Here is a 16385-nt window from a genome sequence, read left to right as displayed (position 1 = left end):
GGTAGCGGCCCTGGCCGAGGCGGCAGGGCGTTGCGCATGTTGAGTGCCAGCGTACCGTACTGGGTGCGGTGGGCCTCGTCGGTGATGACGATGAGGTCGTCGCGCCGGGTGTAGGCCTCGCCTTCGACCACGGTCTGGTTGAATTTCTGGATAAGTGAGAAGACATAAGACTTGTGCTGGACCAGCAAATGGGCGAGATGCTCGCCGCTTGCGGCCCGGCACGGGTCGCGGTCGTTGTCCACCAGGCCGCAGTCGGCGAAGGTCTTGTAGATCTGGGTGTCCAGGTCGTCGCGGTCGGTGAGAATCAGAAAGGTGAAGTTGCCACCCAGTTTGCGATGGACCTTGCGGGTGAAGAGCACCATCGAATAGCTCTTGCCCGAACCCTGGGTATGCCAGAACACCCCCAGCTTGCCGCTCCGATGGCTGCGGTCGCGGACCGCCTCGATGGCCCGGTTGACGCCGAGAAACTGGTGGTTGCGGGCCAGAATCTTTCGAGGGTTCCCGGCCGAGTCGTCGAAAACGATGAAGTTTTCCACCAGGTCCAGGAAATTGTGTTTCGCGCACACCCCCTTGAGCAGCGTCTCCATGGCCACGACGCCCGGCTGATCCTCGGCCAGCCGTTTCCACTGGTGAAAATGCTCGAACCGGCTGGAGACCGAGCCGAGTTTGGCATCCACCCCGTTGGCCAGCACAACAAAAGCGTTGTGATGGAACAGATGCGGGACGGTGTCCTTGTAATCGAGAAAGTTCTGCTCATAGGCGGCGCGGGTATCGCGGCTGACGTTCTTCAACTCCATGAACAACAGCGGCAGGCCGTTGATGAACCCGACGATATCCGCCCGGCGGCGGTACAGATCGCCCCGCACCCACAGCTCCCGCACGCAGAGGAAATGGTTGTTCTCGGGAACATCGAAGTCGAAGATCCGCAGTCGCTGGCGCACCCGCTCGCCTTTGGCGTTGCGAAAGGTGACCCGCACCCCGTCCTTGATCAGTTCGTACTTCTCACGGTTGGTGGCGGTCATGGTCTGCGTGGCGGAAACCGTGACGACCTGACGGACGGCATCGTCATAGGCCGGGGCCGGTAGCCCGGGATTAAGGTCCTCGATCTTGGCCCGCAGGGGGTGGGTCAACACTACCTCGCGATCCGATTCCCGACCCAGCAGGCTTTCCGGCCCGAAGTCCTCGTTGTTGTAGGCGTACACCGACTCCCAGCCGAGCTCCTGATCCAGGTACTCGGCGGTGGTCTGCTGGACGAGGGTGTCTTCGGTGTGTAGGCGCGGGGAGTCATTCAATCACCTCCCAGTGACCGGTTTTTTTGGAGCCCACACGCCGTAAAAGATGCCTGCATCTTTATTGCACCTGCATCCATACTGCTCATGAGTTGCCTCCCTTTTTTCGAGGCGGCTTCAGCTTTTTGATGTCCTCTTCCAACTCCTTGAGGCTCTCTTCATGCTGGATGCGTCGCTGCGTTTCCCGGAATGTGTCTCATACTCCAGAGCGGCTTTTTCCTGGGCCATCTGGTGGCTGATTTTGCCTGCATGGGTCACTAACTCCCGGCCATTGAGCTGAATAATGGCATCCAGCCGTTGAATCCAGTCTGTCATGTGCATGGGAATTCTCTGCTGGGCCATGGTTTCGGCGAAGGCCAGGTACTGTTCCACCAGCAGGCCGAGCAGCTTCATTTCGTCCTCGGCAAGGTAGTTCTTGGCGATGTTCACATCGCTTTTGCGCACCGCCAGATCACCTTTCTTGTCGAACGACTGCATACCCATCAGGGGCAGCGCGGCGTCCGCCCGGGGCGATACACCAGTTCTGCCGCCGTTTGCCGGCTGATGGCCCAGAGGAGTTTGTTCTGAACCACCTTGAAAAACTCAACGGTCTTTTCGTCCCTGGGGTCGTAGTCGATGCTGGTGGTATAGATATCCTTGATTTTCTGATAGAAGAAGCGCTCGGAAAGGCGGATTTCACGGATGCGTTCCTGCAGCTCCGTGAAATAGGCCATCGAGTTGCCCGTTTTGAAGCGCTCATCGTTCAGAGCAAACCCCTTGACGATATATTCCTTCAACCGCTGGGTGGCCCAGATGCGAAACTGAGTGCCCTGGTGGGATCTGATCCGGTATCCGACGGAGATGATCACGTCCAGGTTGTAAAATTGAACGTCTCTGGATTGGGTTTTGTCAGGCATGGCGCCATGTCGAGTGGTTGTCCGGAAATTCCGGACAACCACTTGCTCGTCCAGTTCGCCTTCACTGAAAATATTGCGGATGTGCTCGGAAATCGTCTTCTTGCTTTTGCCGAACAGCCCAGCCATGTGATCCTGAGTCAGCCAGACCGTCTCGTCTTCCAGCCGGACATCAATTTTGATTTTGCCGTCGGCGGCCTGATAAATAAGGATTTCCGAAGTATTCATGCCGCTGCCTCCATGCTTAAAAGGTCACTTGTCGGGTCAAAGTGACCGGATATAACCATGCCGCCCGCATTGACAAAAATTGCCATTTCCGAGGCGAGAGAGTCGGCGTTCTTCACATCCGCCTAGAACTGGCGGGAGGAGTCTTCGCCGAGGGCGATCTGGGCGAGGAGGGATTGGAGTTTCATGCCGGTCATGGCGCGCTCCGTCGCTTGGCGGTGCGGACTTTGTACAGGCGCTCGGTGAAACCGCCTTCCTTCTCGAAATCTTGCGCCAACCGCTCGACCTGGCGGTCGAGGAGCGAACAGGCCACCGTCAACAGCACCAGTGTGGCATTGGCGGAAAGCTCGGGATAGGTTGTGGTGGACAGGGTGGACAGGGTGGACAGGGTGGACCGGGTGGACCGGGTGGACTCTGTGGACCCAGTGGACAATGGCGGGTTTTCAAGGTTTTGTCCACACTGTCCATTCTGTCCACAATGTCCACTTTTCTTGGCCACTTCCACGACCCACGCCGCCACCTCGTCGGCAGTCTGACAGCGCCGGTCGATCAGCTCCTGCCGGAGCGGATGTGCCCGCTCCCACTGCACCAGCCCCCGCTGCCGCAGAAAATCCTCGTAGTCGAGCTTCAGTTCCTCCAGGCTGGCGCGGGCCACCTGAGTGAGCTTGAGTTCGGTTTTTTTCGAGGTCGCCGAGGCCTGCGAGCCCTCGGCAATGTTCTGCACTCCGGATCGCGCCGCCTGTACCATCTGGTCGTGAGTACGGCTGCGCCGGCCGATGTATCTGTCGCAAAACCGCACGGTGATGTCATACACCAGTTGGGCCACCTGAAAACTCTTCAGCTTGCGATAGCCGCCATGTTTGGGGATCAGGTCAGACATGACCCCTCCCTGTTATACAACGTCCACACGGTCCACCTTGTCCACCAAACCCCATCTGCCTGTTCCGGCGCATAAATGTCGATACCGGCAGTCTCACGGAAAAACTCGGCAAACGTGTTGTTCGAGAAGTCGAGCACATAACCGCTCGCCATCCCGAACAGGTCTTCAAAAACCCTTTTCTCGATTGCCTTGAGACTGCTCACACCGCCACCTCCCCGTTCATCAGTTTGGGCAGGAGGAGGTCGCGGGCTTTGGTGAGTTGTTGGTTGGATAGATTCAGTGTGCAAATTTGTTGAAAAACCGGCTCGCAAATCTCGGCAAACATTTCAAGGAGCATAGAAGATGGTCTGAGAAATTCCTGTTCACCTAGCTTAACTGGACTCAGATTTAACTGAGCAACTCCATAGGCAAGGTTCTCAAGTTCACGTTGGGAAGCATCACTACTAAAAGTCCAATATACAAAACTTCTGGGTATATCTTTACCAACTATTTTTGCCACACGTTGATTCAGTAAGAAGTTTTCTCCGTAAGCTATACAAGCGCGCCCCACATTGCCTGTTAGAGACAGTAGTATGTCGCCAGTTGACAGCAAACAATGAGGTTTCATCTTGTCTGGGACAGAATCAAGTCGAGAGGAACATTCCGGGACAAATCGTGCGTCATGCACATTTTTAATTGTTACGATGCCATACTTGCCTTCAGCTTGATACGTTTTGCTCTTAAAGGCAAAACCTCCATGGAATTCAAAAAGTTCGTTGTAACAAGTTTTCTCCCACCCCTCCGGCACGCCTTCGATGATTGGGGTATGTTCATGGCCGGGGAAGCGGAGGTGGACGAACCATTCCTTGTAGAGCAGCCGCGCCGCCTGCTCCAGCAACTGAATCCGCCGCCGGTTGTTCTCGATCAGGTCGTCGTAGGTGGAGAGGACCTCAACGATGGCCTTTTGAGTGCGTAGCGGTGGAATAAGTATGTCGAGACCGTGAATGTGATTCCGATTGAGGGTTGGATTTGAGTTGCCTACGTCGTATCGCTCAAAACCCATCGTGTGTACGAAATAATAGACGTATCGTGGGTCATTCCCTCGAAGATCTTTGCTCCATAAAGTCGTATCGTGTGGCCAATAAGGGCAATCGACGAAATGAACGGTGCCAAGCGATCCCTTGCGACCTATCACTACGCCTGGACCCTCGACTTTCGCCTCAGAGTGATAACTTTGAATTCCTGATGAGGAGACAACGGGAATATTCCCCTGGCGCTGTTCTGCTTTTGTTATGTCAAAACCACGTTGGAAGAACACCAAATCTTCGAGATGGGCTGGTCGCCAACCTCTAGGGTGTCCCGAGTTTCGCTTCATCCCCCCAGCTCCTCGAAGTTCTTCTTAATCGTCACAGCCAGTTTTACCGCTTCGACGTTCAAATCCTCCAATTCCACATGGATGTCGCGCAACGCCTCCTCGAAGTCGAAATCCTCGTCCTCTTCCTCCGGCGCGACGCCGGCATAGCGGCCGGGGGTGAGGCTCCAGTCGTTGGCCGCGATCTCGACTCTGTCCATCAGCTTGACCAGCCCTTCCACATCGCGGAGTTGGCCTTGGGGAAAGCGTTCGGTCAGCCAGTGGGCCTGTTTTCAGAAGTAGCGCACAAGCTTGAGCTGGTCCACCGCCAAGGCGCGGGCCTCGTCGGCGGCCTTGCGGGCGCGGGTGATGTCGCGGCCCGGCCAGGTGTTGCCGCCCTTGGCGGCACATTCGTTTTCGCAGGTCTCGATCAGGCGGCAGGCGAGCTTGTAGAGCGGGTCGCTCCGCTTGACCAGGTCACGGCTGGTCTCGGCCAGCCGTGCGAGGAGGTCCACGGCCTTCTTGAGCTCGCCGTTGGAGGTCTTCTGTTGGCCCCATGCCGCCTGCTGTTTGCTGATGGTCGTTCGGAAGGCCTCCACGTCCGCCTTGAACAGCGAGATGGCGTCATCCACCTCCTTCAGCGGTTCGGCGTGAGCCGCATCCTTGGCCAGGGTCTTGAGGAACGGCTCGACACTGCCGCGCAGCATGGCCAGCGCCCCGATGAAATCCGGCAGCGGTTCGACCGTTTTGCCTTCGCCGTCTTTCATTGTGAAGCAGGCCGCGCCCTCGGCCAGCATGCGCCGGCAGTAACCGGCAACGAGGTCGAGATAGCGCCCGGTCTCGCCCCGATAGAGCCAGATGATGGCCAGGAGATTCTGCTCCTGCTCGGGCGAAAAATCGAAAATCTTGCGCGTGACTTTTCGATAAATGTTGCGGGCGTCGATCATCAGCACCTTGTCGCGGCGCTGCTCGGGCTTGGCGCGATCGAGGAACCACAGTTCGCAGGGGACGGTGCGGGTGTAGAAGAAGTTGGAGCGGATGGCGATCATGATGCCCACGTCGCCGGTCTCCACCAGCTTCTGCCGGACCTTGGCTTCATCCCGCCCGGTGCTGGAGGCCTGGGAGGACATGACGAAGCCGGCCCGGCCCTGAACGTTGAGGTAGCTGTAGAAGTAGCTGATCCAGACGTAGTTGCCGTTCGATACCTTGCCCTTCTTGTTGACGCCGGGCAGGCCGAAGGGCAGGCGCGGATCGCTCCCCACCTTGTCGGCGTCGATCTCGTCGACGTTGAAGGGCGGATTGGCCATGACGAAGTCGGCCTTGCGCAGCAGCTCGTGCGGGTCTTCGTAGTAGGTGATCGACTTCTGGATGTCGCCTTCGAGGCCGTGCACCGCCAGGTTCATCTTGGCCAGGCGGATCGTGGTGGCGTTCTTTTCCAGGCCGTAGAAGGTGAGCTTCTCGGTGGGGTTTTCGTGCCGCCGCTCGACCACCCGGGCGCTTTGCACGAACATGCCGCCCGAGCCGCAGGCCGGGTCGAGCACCGTGCCGCCCGCCGGTTCGATGACGTTGGCGATCAGCGAGACCAGCGACACCGGGGTGAAGAACTCGCCGCCGTCGTGGGCCTTCTGGTCGGCGAACTGGGTCAGGAAATACTCGTAGATGCGGCCGAAGACATCGCCGGAGACGCGCTTGAGCTCCTCGGGGTTGAGGGTGCGCAGCAGCTGGCCGAGCACCGCGTTGTCGAGTTCCTGGTACTCGCTCTCGGGCAGGACGCCGCGCAGGTTTTTGTAGTCGGCCTCGATGGACTCCATCGCGTCGATGATCGCCTTGGCGCGGTTGGCGCTGTCGGGCAGGGCCACGAGGGTGTCGAACTGGGCCGTGGGTTGCAGGAAGATGGCGCTCTTCTGCGAGAAGTCCTCCTTGCTCAGTGGCCGGGTCTTGCCGCCGCGCTTGGGGAGGTCGAACTCGATGGCATCCTTGACGGCGAGAAAGCGACTGCAGGCATGGCGGAGGAAGCCCAGGCCCATCACGGGCAGGAAATATTCATTGCTGGCGTAGTTGGAGTTCGCCCGTAACATGTCCGCCGCGCTCCAAAGCCGCTTTTCAATGGCTTCGATGTGTTCAAGCTGGGCCATGCCTAACCTTCCTTTCCACAATACTCTTGATGCCGAGCCTTGCCCTTGTCCCGCAGGTTGCACAGCAGGCTCTCAATCTTGTCCAGCGCCGGCGGCGACAACTGGGCACGGTCGTTCTCCCAACAGTTGATCGTGGGGAGTGTCAGGTCGAGCCTGGCCGCGAATTTTTCCTGTATCCGAGCGGTGAGTTTCCGAAGTTCCAGGACCAATTGCGCCATAGCACCCGATATAACACTTGATACATCATCGATATGGTTGGGAATGTCAAGCCAGACATGGTTAATCCAAGGAAAATGCGGTCGGTCGGCAGCAGCCCGGCTGCACCAATCCTGGTCTTCGATTGTCCGCCCCTCCGCGCCGGAGTGACTGCGGCTGGGGGGCAATGGGGGCAGGGGGGTGGGAGAGGGATACCGCCGGGGCTCGTCATCTCTTGGAGTCTGGCGGTAAACGTGGTACCCTTGGAGCAATCGGCGGTCGAACCGGGGCGCGGCATATCGCTCTGCGGCGCCGTCATCCTGGTGGCCCAGTGCCGCTGAATCCTATACCGGTACAACGAGATCATGGAAATTCAGGTTTTGATCAGCAAGTGGCTGACCCAGATCGCCACCTACCTGCCCTTCGGCTACTCCTTCGGCGCCGGCATGGTATCGGCGGTCAATCCCTGCGGCTTTGCGATGCTGCCGGTCTACCTCACCCTCTACCTCGGGGCCGAGGACAGCAAATTCTACGCCCAGTCGGTGCTGTTGCGCATCGTCAAGGCCCTGTGGATCACGGCGGTGGTCACCGCCGGTTTCGGCCTGCTGTTCGGGATCACCGGCGGTGCCATCACCCTGGGCGGCAGTTTCCTCAACCGGATGATCCCCTGGTTGTCCCTGCTGGTCGGCATCGCCCTCATCGTCCTCGGCATCTGGACCCTGATGGGACATTACGTGTCGCTGCCGTCGCTGCTGAGGTTCTCCGAGCGCTTCTGCGATCCCCGGCGGATGAGGGTGTGGGATTTCTTCGTCTTCGGGGTGGCCTTCGGCGCCACCTCGATGAGCTGCACCCTGCCGATCTTTCTGCTGGTGATGGGCAGTTCGATCGCCTCCGGCGACGTCACCGTCGGCATCCTCCAGTTCGTCAGCTACATCTCCGGCATGGGCAGCGTCATGCTGGTGCTGACGCTGGGGATCGCCGTGGTCAAGCAGGGGGTGGTGGTCGGGGCGCTGCGCCGGGTCCTGCCCCATGTCCAGAAGATCTCCGCCATCCTCCTGTTCGTCGCCGGGGCCTATATCGTCTACTACTGGACCACCAGCGAATTGCTGTAATCCCTCATTGCCCCAGGATGCGGGCCAGTTCGGCCGCATCGCCGGTCTCAAGCCGGCAGCTGAAGCCCTCGCATACCTGGGCGACGGCCCGGCCGTCCTTTGTGCCGACCGCGGCGATGAACGGCAGCAGGGTGGCGAGATAATCCTGATTGCGGGCGCCGTCAGCCACCAGCACCGTGGTATCGGGCAAATAACGATGGTTGACGGCACCCAGCAGCAATCGGGTGTCGTCGTCGTCCGGATAGCCGGCGATGATCACCTGTCGGGCCCGGCCCTGGTCCAGCAGCTGCGCCGCCAGCATCAGGGGCAGGGCGGCGGGCTGTTCCTTCAGGGTGGCGGCGGCGGCGCGGATGGTCTGCCGGCCCAGCTCCTGCCAGGAGGTGTCGCCGGTCAGGCGGGCCAGGCGCAGCAGGACCAGCGCCGCCACCGAATTGCCGGAGGGTTCGGCCCCATCGTAGCGATCCTTCATCCGGGTGATCAGCCCGGTCCCGGCCGGGGTATCGAAGAACCCGCCGGCCGGATCGGCGAAATCGGCGACCATGGTCCCGGCCAGCTCCAGCGCCTGCTGCAGCCGGAGCGGGCGGTGATCGGCGGCATAGAGATCGATCAGCCCCTGGATCAGGAAAATGTAGTCTTCGAGATTGGTGTCAAAACGGGCCTCGCCGTCGCGCCAGCGCCGCTTGAGCCGGCCCTCGACCACCAGGTGGTCGAGAAGGAAATCGGCCGTCTCCTCGGCCGCCTTGAGATAGCGCGGTTCGTCGAGGATGCGGCAGCCCTTGGCCAGGGCGGAAAGCATCAGGCCGTTCCAGGCGGTGATGACCTTGTCGTCGAGATGGGGCCGGGTCCGGCGGCTGCGCCGCTGCAGCAGGGTCTGGCGGCCGCGATCGAGGAGGGCGGCGATCTCCTCCGCGCTGCGGTCGAAACGTCGGGCCAGATCCCGGTCATCCATGGCCCGGTAGAGGATATTGCGGCCGCTGAATTCCCCGGCCGGATCGCTGAAGGCGTTGCCGTCCGGCTCCACGCCGTAGGCGGCCTTGAAGATGACGGCCTCGGCGGGGGCGAGGAGCGCATCGATCTCCGCCTCCTGCCACAGGTAAAAGGCCCCTTCGCCGTGCTCCTGGCGGTTGTAGGGGTTTTCGCTGTCGGCGTCCTCGGCCGAGAAGAAGCCGCCATGCCGGCGCAGGTCCCGGAGGCAGTAGTCGAGGGTGGCGCGGGCGGTCGCGGCATAGCCCGGATTCCCAACAACCAGCGAGGCGTCGAGCAGGACGGCGGCCAGCTGGGCCTGGTCATAGAGCATCTTTTCAAAGTGCGGCACCCGCCACTGCCGATCCACGGCATAGCGGTGGAAGCCGCCGCCGATATGGTCGTAGATGCCGCCGGCGGTCATGGCGTTGAGGGTTTCGACCAGCATCTCCATGGCGTCGCTGTCGCCGGTCGCGAAGGTGGAGCGGAGCAGCAGCTCGAGATAGGCCGGTTGCGGGAACTTGTTGCCGCTGCCGAAGCCGCCATAGCTGCGGTCATACATTGCCGCAAGCGCTTCCAGACCCTTGTGCGGCAGGTCGGGGGCGAGCTGCGCCGCGGCCGGACCGGTGGCGGAGATCTGTCGCAGGTAGGCGGTGATCCGCGCGGCCGAGTCGTTGATCCGGCCGCGGTCTTCGCGCCAGGCCCGTTCGATGGCGGTGAGGATGTCGGTGAAGCTCGGGCGGTCGGCCATCGCCTGCGGCGGGAAGTAGGTGCCGGCGAAAAAGGGCTGGCCGTCGGGCAGCAGAAAGATCGACAGCGGCCAGCCGCCGGACCCGGTCATCGCCTGGGTCGCGGTCATGTAGATCCGGTCGAGATCGGGTCGCTCCTCGCGGTCGACCTTGACCGGGATGAAGAAACGGTTGAGCCGGGCCGCGACCGCCTCGTCCTCGAACGACTCGTGAGCCATGACGTGGCACCAGTGGCAGGTCGAGTAGCCGATCGACAGGAAGATCGGGCGGTCCTCCTCCCGGGCCCGTTCGAGAACGGCATCGGACCAGGGCTGCCAGTCCACGGGATTATAGGCGTGCTGCAGCAGATAGGGACTCTTTTCGTTGATCAGGCGGTTGGCCTTTCGGGTATGGTTCATCGTCGACTCCTCCGGTCAGGCAAGCCGGCTCTCCTGCACAGTCGGGGTGGCGCAGGACGGCGGCTGCCGTTTTTGCTGGCGCGATCGCGGGACATCTGCTAGAACGGACGGTTCCGTAAAATTAGAATAAGCATCATCGGCACCGCGTCGAATCAATTCGGCCGCGGCCGATCTGGAGAACACATGGACCGCTACAGCGGAATCATCGCCGCTTCCTTTGCCTATATCATCTGGGGGGTACTGCCGATCTACTGGAAGGCCCTGCAGACCGTCCCGGCGCTCGAGATCCTCTGCCACCGGATGACCTGGTCGCTGTTCGTGACCCTCGGGATCATCCTCTTTGCCCGCCGGACCGCCGAATTCCGGCACGCCCTGGCCAACCGCCGCAACCTCGGGATCTTCGGCGCCTCGGCGCTGCTGCTGGCGGTCAACTGGCTGATCTACATCTGGGCGGTCAACGCCGGCTACATCCTCGAGGCCAGCCTCGGCTATTTCATCAATCCGCTGATCTCGGTGGTGTTCGGGGTCTTCTTCTTCAAGGAGCGGCTGCGCTCCGGGCAGATCGCCGCCCTGGTCCTCGTCGTTGCCGGGGTGCTCTACCTGACCGTCTACTACGGCCGCTTCCCGTGGATCGCCCTGTCGCTGTCGGTGACCTTCGCCATTTACGGCCTGCTGCACAAGATCAGCAGCCTGCCGTCGATGGATGCCCTCGGCATCGAGGTCCTGCTGTTTTTCCTGCCGGCGGCGGCGTATCTGTTCATCGTCGAGTCGGCCGGCGGCGGCGCCTTCCTCGGCGGCACGACGCCGACCGCGATCCTGCTGGTCGGGGCCGGCGTCGTCACCACCTTTCCCCTGCTCCTCTTCGGCTTCGCCACCCAAAAGATTCCGTTGTCGACCCTGGGACTGCTCCAGTACATGGCGCCGACCATCAACTTCTTCATCGGCATCCTGCTCTATCACGAGGAGTTTCCGCGGGAGCGGATGATCGGGTTCTGCATCATCTGGACGGCGCTGGCCCTCTACCTCGCCGAAGGGGCGATCCGCCGGGTGCGGGCGCGGCGGGCGGTGCTCGGTGGCCTGCAATCGTGACGGCGGGGGGATGGCGGTGAGCGGAAAATCGCCGCGATGGCTGCCGATGATCTGCCTGGTGACGGCGATGGTGCTGTGGGCCAGCTCGTTCATCGCCCTGAAGGTCGCCTTCCGCGCCTATGCGCCGATGATCGTCATCTGGGGCCGGATGGTGGTCGGCAGCCTCTGCTTTCTCTTCCTCCTGCCGCTGCTGCGCCAGGTCCGCCTCCGCCGTCGGGATCTGCGCTATCTGGTGCTGATGGCGGTCTGCGAACCCTGCATCTACTTCATCTTCGAGGCCAAGGCGATGGAGCTGACGACCGCCTCCCAGGCCGGGATGATCACCGCCATCCTGCCGCTGCTGGTGGCCATCGGTGCCACGATCTTCCTCGGCGAACGGATCGCGCGGCACACCGTCGCCGGTTTCGTCCTGGCCATGGTCGGGGCCGGCCTGCTCAGTGTCAGCGGTGAGACGACGGCCGATGCCCCCAATCCCCTGCTCGGCAATTTCCTCGAGTTCCTGGCGATGGTCAGCGCCATGGGCTACACGATCTCGCTCAAACACCTCAGCAGCAGCTACTCGCCGCTGTTCCTCACCGCGATCCAGTCCTGGGTCGGGGCGGTATTCTTTTCCTTCTTCCTTCTCTCGCCGGCCACGGTCATGCCGACCGAATTCGTCCCGCTGCCGGCGATGGCGGTGTTCTATCTCGGCAGCTGCGTCACCATCGGCGCCTACTTCCTCTACAATTTCGGGGTCAGCAAGCTCCCCGCCAGCCAGGCCTCGGCCTATATCAACCTGATCCCGGTCTTCACCGTCATCATGGGCTTCCTCTTCCTCGGCGAGACCTTCACCCGGCTGCAGGTCCTGGCCTCGCTGCTGGTCTTTCTCGGGATCTACGTCAGCCAGAAGCGGCCACACGTGCTCTGACCTGAATTTCGGCAGGTTCCCCGGCCAGTCTTCATCTCAGGCCGAGGGAGGTTCGTCGGACAGACGGCGATCCGGCGAGGGAGAAGATCCTCGATCGGACAGGGCGCGGGAGTTGACCGGCGGTCGCGGCGGTGGCGGGAACGGAGGCGAGGGGAGGTGAAACCGTGAACGAAGAGGGCGCTGGAGCGGACTGCCCGCCCCAGCGCCCGGGAACTACATCATGCCGAGGGCCTTCGGCAGCCAGATCGACATCGTCGGCCAATAGGTGACCCCGATCAGGAAGACGAGCATCGTCAAGAGCCACGGCCAGACGGCGACGGTCAGCTCCGTTATCCCCATCTTGGTCAGGCCCGAGGCGACGTAGAGGTTCAGCCCTACCGGCGGGTGGCACATGCCGACCTCCATATTGACCGTCATCAGGATCCCGAGGTGGACCGGGTCGATGCCGAGTTTCATTGCCACCGGGAAGACGATCGGGGCGAAGATCAGCATGATCGACGACGGTTCCATGAAGTTGCCGGCCATCAGCAGCAGGATGTTGACGGCGAAGAGGAAGGCGATCTGGCCGAGACCCTTGTCGATCAGCCAGTCGGTCAGGAGCTGAGGGATGTTCTCATTGGCGAGGATGAACGAGAACATGACGGCGTTGGTGATGATATAGAGCAGCATCGCCGACATGTTGGCGGAACTGAGCAGGACCTTGGGAACATCCTTCAAGGTCAGGTCCTTGTAGACGAAGACGGAGACGAAGAAGGCATAGACCGCGCTCATCGCCGCCGCCTCGGTCGGGGTGAAGACACCGCTGTAGATGCCGCCCATGACGACGATGATCAGCATCAACCCCCAGACCGCCTTGCGGAAGGTCCGCAGGCGTTCGAGCCAGGAGGCCTTCGGCTGGCGCGGGTAGTCGAATTTCATGGCCCGGTACCAGGTTATGCCGCCGAGCATTGTGGCCAGGATCAGGCCGGGGATGACGCCGGCCATGAACAGGGCACCGACCGAGGTGTTGGTGGCGACCGAGTACATGACCATGACGATCGAGGGCGGGATCAGGATGCCCAGGGCCCCGGAGGTGGTGATGACCCCGGCGCCGAATTTCATCGGGAAGCCGGCCTTGATCATGCCGGGCAGGAGGATCGAGCCGATGGCGACGACGGTGGCCGGCGACGACCCGGAAACGGCGGCGAACAGGGCGCAGGCCATGACCCCGGCCAGGGCGAGACCGCCATACCAGTGGCCGACCATCGAGGCGGCGAAGTCGATCATCCGCCGGGCGACGCCGCCATGGGTGAGGAAGTTGCCGGCGAGGATGAAGAAGGGGATCGCCATGATCTCGAACTTCTCGATGCCGGAGAACAGCTTCAGGGCCACCGATTCGAGGGGCACCTGGGTCATGGTGAAGAGAAAGGTCAGAACCGTCAGGCCAAGGGAAATCGAGATCGGCATGCCGGTCAGCATCAGGACCAGCAGGACGCCGAAGATGACAATCGCGCTCATCGTTTGTCCTCCTTGTCTGTTGCCGTTTGGAAAGGTTCACGCACGGACATCCGGGGTTCTTCGGCCGGGATCTTGATCTCCTCGACGCCCTCGACATGGCCATGGTCATGTTTCGGCAGCTCGCCGGAGCGGATGAAGTTGAAGGTGACCTGGAGAAAGCGGAAACACATCAGGGAGGAACCGAAGGGGACGGCGCTGTAGACCGCCCAGGTCGGCCACTCGAGATCGGGGGTCGTCGGCCCCGCGAACATATCGGGGGAGGCGATGCCGAGCTTGGAGTAGACGGCGTAATGCATGCCGTTCTCCCAGATGAAGTTGAAACCGAAGTAGGCGACGATGGAGGTGAATGTCGCTCCGGCCAGCAGGCCGAAAATGATGAACTTGCCGCGCAGCGGTTTCTTCATCTTGTTGATCAGGACATCGACCCCGACATGGATGCCGGTCCGGACTCCGTAGGCGGCGCCGAACTTGGCCATCCACACGAACATGATGATGCACAGTTCCTGGGCCCAGCCGAAGTTGAGGCCGAGCAGCCAGTCCTGGACCACCGGTATCGGCCAGCCGGCGGCGTAGCGATGGACTACCGCCACAAAGATGATCAGGGTCGCCCCTGCCATGAGGAAGGTGATGAACCACTCCTCCAGATGATTGAGAAACTTCATTGCTGCTGCCATTGCTGCTGCCGCCTCCTTCCTGGGATGAGGGCAGGGCGACCGGCTGTGCCGCCGGTCGCCCCCGCTTGGTGCCTGATGTCAGTCGATATTACTTCTGGAAGCTGACCGCCTTGTACACGGCGTCGATGGTCTCCTTGCCGATGCGGCCGGCCATCTTGTCATGGACCGGGAGCATCGCGGAGCGGAAGGCGGCGCGCTCTTCCGGAGTCAGGACGGTGACTTCGGTCTTGCCGGAGGCCTTGACCGCCTCGAGATCCTGGTCGTTCTTCTCCTTGGCGATATTGTTGGCGTAGTCGGTCGCCTCGACCATCGCGGTCTCGAGCTGGCCGCGGATGTCGGCCGGCAGTTCATCCCAGAACTTCTTGTTGACGATGACCGCGTAGCCCAGGTAGCCGTGGTCGGTAATGGTCATGTATTTCTGTACCTCGTGCATCTTCTGGGTATAGAAGTTGGAGATCGGGTTCTCGGTGCCGTCGACGACGCCGGTCTGCAGGGCCTGGTAAACCTCGGAGAAGGCCAGCATCTGGGGGATGGCCTTGATGGCGCGCATCTGCTCCTCCAGGACCTTGGAGTTCTGGATCCGGAGTTTCTTGCCCTTCAGGTCGGCAGGGGTCTTGATCGGGGTGTTGGCGGACATCGATTTGAAACCGTTATCCCAGTAGGCCAGGCCCTTGATCCCTTTCGGCTCGAGTTTGGCCAGCAGCGCCTTGCCGGCTTCGCCTTTGGTGACCTTGTGGAGGTCGTCATAGTTGTTGAAGATGAAGGGCAGGTCGAAGACCTCGAAGTCCTTGACGCCCAGGGGGCCGAATTTCGCCAGTGACGGGGCGAGCATCTGGACGGCGCCGAGCTGCAGGGCCTCCATCTCCTCCTTGTCCTTGTAGAGCTGGCTGTTGGGGTAGACATCGACCTTGACCTTGCCGCCGGTCAGCTCCTCGGCCCGTTTTTTGAAAAACTCGGCGGCCTGACCCTTGGGGGTATCGACGGCGACGACATGGCTGAACTTGATGTTGATGGTTTCGGCAAATGCAGGGGCTGCCAGGAGAGCTGCTGAGATCGTCAATGCCGTTAATGCCTTTGTCATAGTTCCAAACATGGTTCTCCTCCGTTAACATGGTGATGGTGCGTGATATCCGGTCCAGTCGGGGACAATTGCCTTGTTGCCCCGGGAACAAGCCGGATGCCCTACTTCTACTCACGGTTGTTAAAGCAAGAACGGGACCAAGTACGCAAAATTGCATCAAACCCTGCAAGATCGTATCATTAGAAATGATAAACGTCCAACGGATAGTGATGAATTGGCGGAATTTCACCCATCGGACGCATCCGGCAGTGGGGAAATCCGCCAAGGCCGCAGAACAGTGGCCTGGAGGACGACTTCCTGTCCGTGTGTTGCAGTTCCTGGTCCCTCCAGCCGCTGGGACGTTGACGGAAATTGCCGAATCAAAAAGGTTTTTGGTTGTACCGTTAAATGCCCGAGGGAGGGGAACCGTGGCGGCGGCGGGGAGATGCAGCCGGCCTGACGGATGAGCCGGGGGGAGACGTTCCAGGATAGTGGAGAACGCGGGCACTGCCGCGCTCAGGCCTTCAGGTAGTGATCGATGACGTCGTAAAATTTATGGATATCGAGGGGTTTGGCGAGAATCCCCTCGAAGGTGGGATTGTCGGGGCTTTGTCGCGTCAAGGGGGAGCCGGTGAGGGCGAAGACCGGGATGGAGGCGGTTCGGGGATCTGCTTTCAGTCGGGCCAGAATCTCAAAACCGTCCATATCCGGCAGCGACAGATCGAGGAGGATCAGTCCCGGCTGCCGTTCGCCGGCGATCGCCAGACCGCTGGCGCCGTTTTCGGCGGTCAGCAGCGTGATCCCGGGACGGCGGGCGATGATCATCTCGACCAGCTGGCGGTTGGCGGCGTTGTCTTCGATATAGAGGACGGTACTGTGCTGTCGGCTCGGCATGGTTTTGCGCTCCAGGGCTCGGCAGGCCCGCTGCCTGTCATTCGTCGGCGATCTTCCATGGCCGGAAGAGGACAGCATGGAAGCGGGAGAGGTTG

At 61.2% G+C, this 16385-nt stretch carries 15 protein-coding genes and 2 pseudogenes; 4 read left to right on the top strand and 13 right to left on the bottom strand.

Annotation, left to right across the window (positions count from 1 at the left end; genetic code table 11):
• Positions 1–20 precede the first annotated feature (20 nt).
• From ACWGKN_RS10835 to ACWGKN_RS10800, 8 genes and pseudogenes are all read right to left on the bottom strand, one after another.
• Positions 21–1292: pseudogene (locus tag ACWGKN_RS10835) on the bottom strand (type I restriction endonuclease); the annotation flags it as partial.
• Positions 1293–1374: 82 nt separating this feature from the next.
• Positions 1375–2410, bottom strand: a pseudogene (locus tag ACWGKN_RS10830) (virulence RhuM family protein).
• A 190-nt stretch (positions 2411–2600) separates the two neighbouring features.
• The gene (locus ACWGKN_RS10825; protein WP_452095184.1) at positions 2601–3287 is read right to left on the bottom strand and encodes a four helix bundle suffix domain-containing protein; all 687 of its coding nucleotides are present in this window, start codon (positions 3285–3287) and stop codon (positions 2601–2603) included.
• Entirely contained in the window at positions 3275–3490 is a 216-nt protein-coding gene (locus ACWGKN_RS10820) for a hypothetical protein (RefSeq protein ID WP_424252792.1), read from the bottom strand. The genes ACWGKN_RS10825 and ACWGKN_RS10820 overlap by 13 nt, the downstream gene beginning before the upstream one ends.
• Positions 3487–4641 (bottom strand): restriction endonuclease subunit S, encoded by a 1155-nt coding sequence (locus tag ACWGKN_RS10815; RefSeq protein WP_424252791.1) that lies wholly within the window; start codon positions 4639–4641, stop codon positions 3487–3489. Before ACWGKN_RS10815 ends, ACWGKN_RS10820 begins: the two co-directional genes overlap by 4 nt.
• A complete protein-coding gene (locus ACWGKN_RS10810; RefSeq protein ID WP_424252790.1) occupies positions 4638–4859 on the bottom strand; it encodes a hypothetical protein in 222 nt (73 codons plus the stop codon). The genes ACWGKN_RS10815 and ACWGKN_RS10810 overlap by 4 nt, the downstream gene beginning before the upstream one ends.
• Before the next feature lie 51 nt (positions 4860–4910).
• The gene (locus tag ACWGKN_RS10805) at positions 4911–6752 is read right to left on the bottom strand and encodes an N-6 DNA methylase (RefSeq protein WP_452095183.1); all 1842 of its coding nucleotides are present in this window, start codon (positions 6750–6752) and stop codon (positions 4911–4913) included.
• Positions 6753–6754: 2 nt separating this feature from the next.
• Positions 6755–6970, bottom strand: a complete 216-nt coding sequence (locus ACWGKN_RS10800; protein WP_424252789.1) for a helix-turn-helix domain-containing protein — start codon at positions 6968–6970, stop codon at positions 6755–6757.
• 57 nt (positions 6971–7027) lie between these two features.
• Between ACWGKN_RS10800 and ACWGKN_RS10795 the strand changes: the two genes are divergently transcribed.
• Positions 7028–7288 carry a hypothetical protein gene (locus tag ACWGKN_RS10795; RefSeq protein WP_452095182.1) on the top strand — a complete coding sequence of 87 codons (261 nt, stop codon included), beginning with the start codon at positions 7028–7030 and terminating at the stop codon, positions 7286–7288.
• A 24-nt stretch (positions 7289–7312) separates the two neighbouring features.
• Positions 7313–8059 carry a cytochrome c biogenesis CcdA family protein gene (locus ACWGKN_RS10790; RefSeq protein ID WP_452095181.1) on the top strand — a complete coding sequence of 249 codons (747 nt, stop codon included), beginning with the start codon at positions 7313–7315 and terminating at the stop codon, positions 8057–8059.
• A gap of 4 nt (positions 8060–8063) precedes the next feature.
• Here ACWGKN_RS10790 and ACWGKN_RS10785 read toward each other — a convergent pair whose 3' ends face one another.
• Positions 8064–10169, bottom strand: coding sequence for a thioredoxin domain-containing protein (locus ACWGKN_RS10785; protein WP_452095180.1), 2106 nt, complete (start codon positions 10167–10169; stop codon positions 8064–8066).
• A gap of 183 nt (positions 10170–10352) precedes the next feature.
• Here ACWGKN_RS10785 and rarD point away from each other — a divergent pair, with 183 nt between their 5' ends.
• Both rarD and ACWGKN_RS10775 read left to right on the top strand, forming a co-directional pair.
• Positions 10353–11258, top strand: a complete 906-nt coding sequence (gene rarD, locus ACWGKN_RS10780; protein WP_035231149.1) for an EamA family transporter RarD — start codon at positions 10353–10355, stop codon at positions 11256–11258.
• On the top strand, positions 11242–12165 hold the full coding sequence (locus ACWGKN_RS10775) for a DMT family transporter (protein ID WP_452095179.1): 924 nt from the start codon (positions 11242–11244) through the stop codon (positions 12163–12165). Before rarD ends, ACWGKN_RS10775 begins: the two co-directional genes overlap by 17 nt.
• 213 nt (positions 12166–12378) lie before the next feature.
• Here the strand turns inward: ACWGKN_RS10775 and ACWGKN_RS10770 are convergent, their stop codons facing one another.
• From ACWGKN_RS10770 to ACWGKN_RS10755, 4 genes are all read right to left on the bottom strand, one after another.
• A complete protein-coding gene (locus ACWGKN_RS10770; protein WP_452095178.1) occupies positions 12379–13662 on the bottom strand; it encodes a TRAP transporter large permease in 1284 nt (427 codons plus the stop codon).
• The gene (locus ACWGKN_RS10765; protein ID WP_052160151.1) at positions 13659–14324 is read right to left on the bottom strand and encodes a TRAP transporter small permease; all 666 of its coding nucleotides are present in this window, start codon (positions 14322–14324) and stop codon (positions 13659–13661) included. Before ACWGKN_RS10765 ends, ACWGKN_RS10770 begins: the two co-directional genes overlap by 4 nt.
• Positions 14325–14424: 100 nt before the next feature.
• A complete protein-coding gene (locus tag ACWGKN_RS10760; protein ID WP_452095177.1) occupies positions 14425–15417 on the bottom strand; it encodes a TRAP transporter substrate-binding protein in 993 nt (330 codons plus the stop codon).
• Positions 15418–15912: 495 nt separating this feature from the next.
• Positions 15913–16290 (bottom strand): response regulator, encoded by a 378-nt coding sequence (locus tag ACWGKN_RS10755; RefSeq protein WP_035231142.1) that lies wholly within the window; start codon positions 16288–16290, stop codon positions 15913–15915.
• Positions 16291–16385: the final 95 nt, after the last annotated feature.

Source organism: Desulfoprunum sp., assembly GCF_053613775.1.
The sequence above is the reverse complement of the archived record's forward strand: the minus strand, read 5'-3'. Positions and strand labels throughout refer to the sequence as shown.

Excerpts from the sequence above, each read along its gene's own strand:
- ACWGKN_RS10825 (WP_452095184.1), bottom strand. The coding sequence starts at position 3,287 with ATGTCTGACCTGATCCCCAAACATGGCGGCTATCGCAAGCTGAAGAGT.
- ACWGKN_RS10815 (WP_424252791.1), bottom strand. The coding sequence starts at position 4,641 with ATGAAGCGAAACTCGGGACACCCTAGAGGTTGGCGACCAGCCCATCTC.
- ACWGKN_RS10805 (WP_452095183.1), bottom strand. The coding sequence starts at position 6,752 with ATGGCCCAGCTTGAACACATCGAAGCCATTGAAAAGCGGCTTTGGAGC.
- ACWGKN_RS10800 (WP_424252789.1), bottom strand. The coding sequence starts at position 6,970 with ATGGCGCAATTGGTCCTGGAACTTCGGAAACTCACCGCTCGGATACAG.
- ACWGKN_RS10795 (WP_452095182.1), top strand. The coding sequence starts at position 7,028 with ATGGTTAATCCAAGGAAAATGCGGTCGGTCGGCAGCAGCCCGGCTGCA.
- ACWGKN_RS10790 (WP_452095181.1), top strand. The coding sequence starts at position 7,313 with ATGGAAATTCAGGTTTTGATCAGCAAGTGGCTGACCCAGATCGCCACC.
- ACWGKN_RS10785 (WP_452095180.1), bottom strand. The coding sequence starts at position 10,169 with ATGAACCATACCCGAAAGGCCAACCGCCTGATCAACGAAAAGAGTCCC.
- rarD (WP_035231149.1), top strand. The coding sequence starts at position 10,353 with ATGGACCGCTACAGCGGAATCATCGCCGCTTCCTTTGCCTATATCATC.
- ACWGKN_RS10770 (WP_452095178.1), bottom strand. The coding sequence starts at position 13,662 with ATGAGCGCGATTGTCATCTTCGGCGTCCTGCTGGTCCTGATGCTGACC.
- ACWGKN_RS10765 (WP_052160151.1), bottom strand. The coding sequence starts at position 14,324 with ATGAAGTTTCTCAATCATCTGGAGGAGTGGTTCATCACCTTCCTCATG.
- ACWGKN_RS10760 (WP_452095177.1), bottom strand. The coding sequence starts at position 15,417 with ATGACAAAGGCATTAACGGCATTGACGATCTCAGCAGCTCTCCTGGCA.
- ACWGKN_RS10755 (WP_035231142.1), bottom strand. The coding sequence starts at position 16,290 with ATGCCGAGCCGACAGCACAGTACCGTCCTCTATATCGAAGACAACGCC.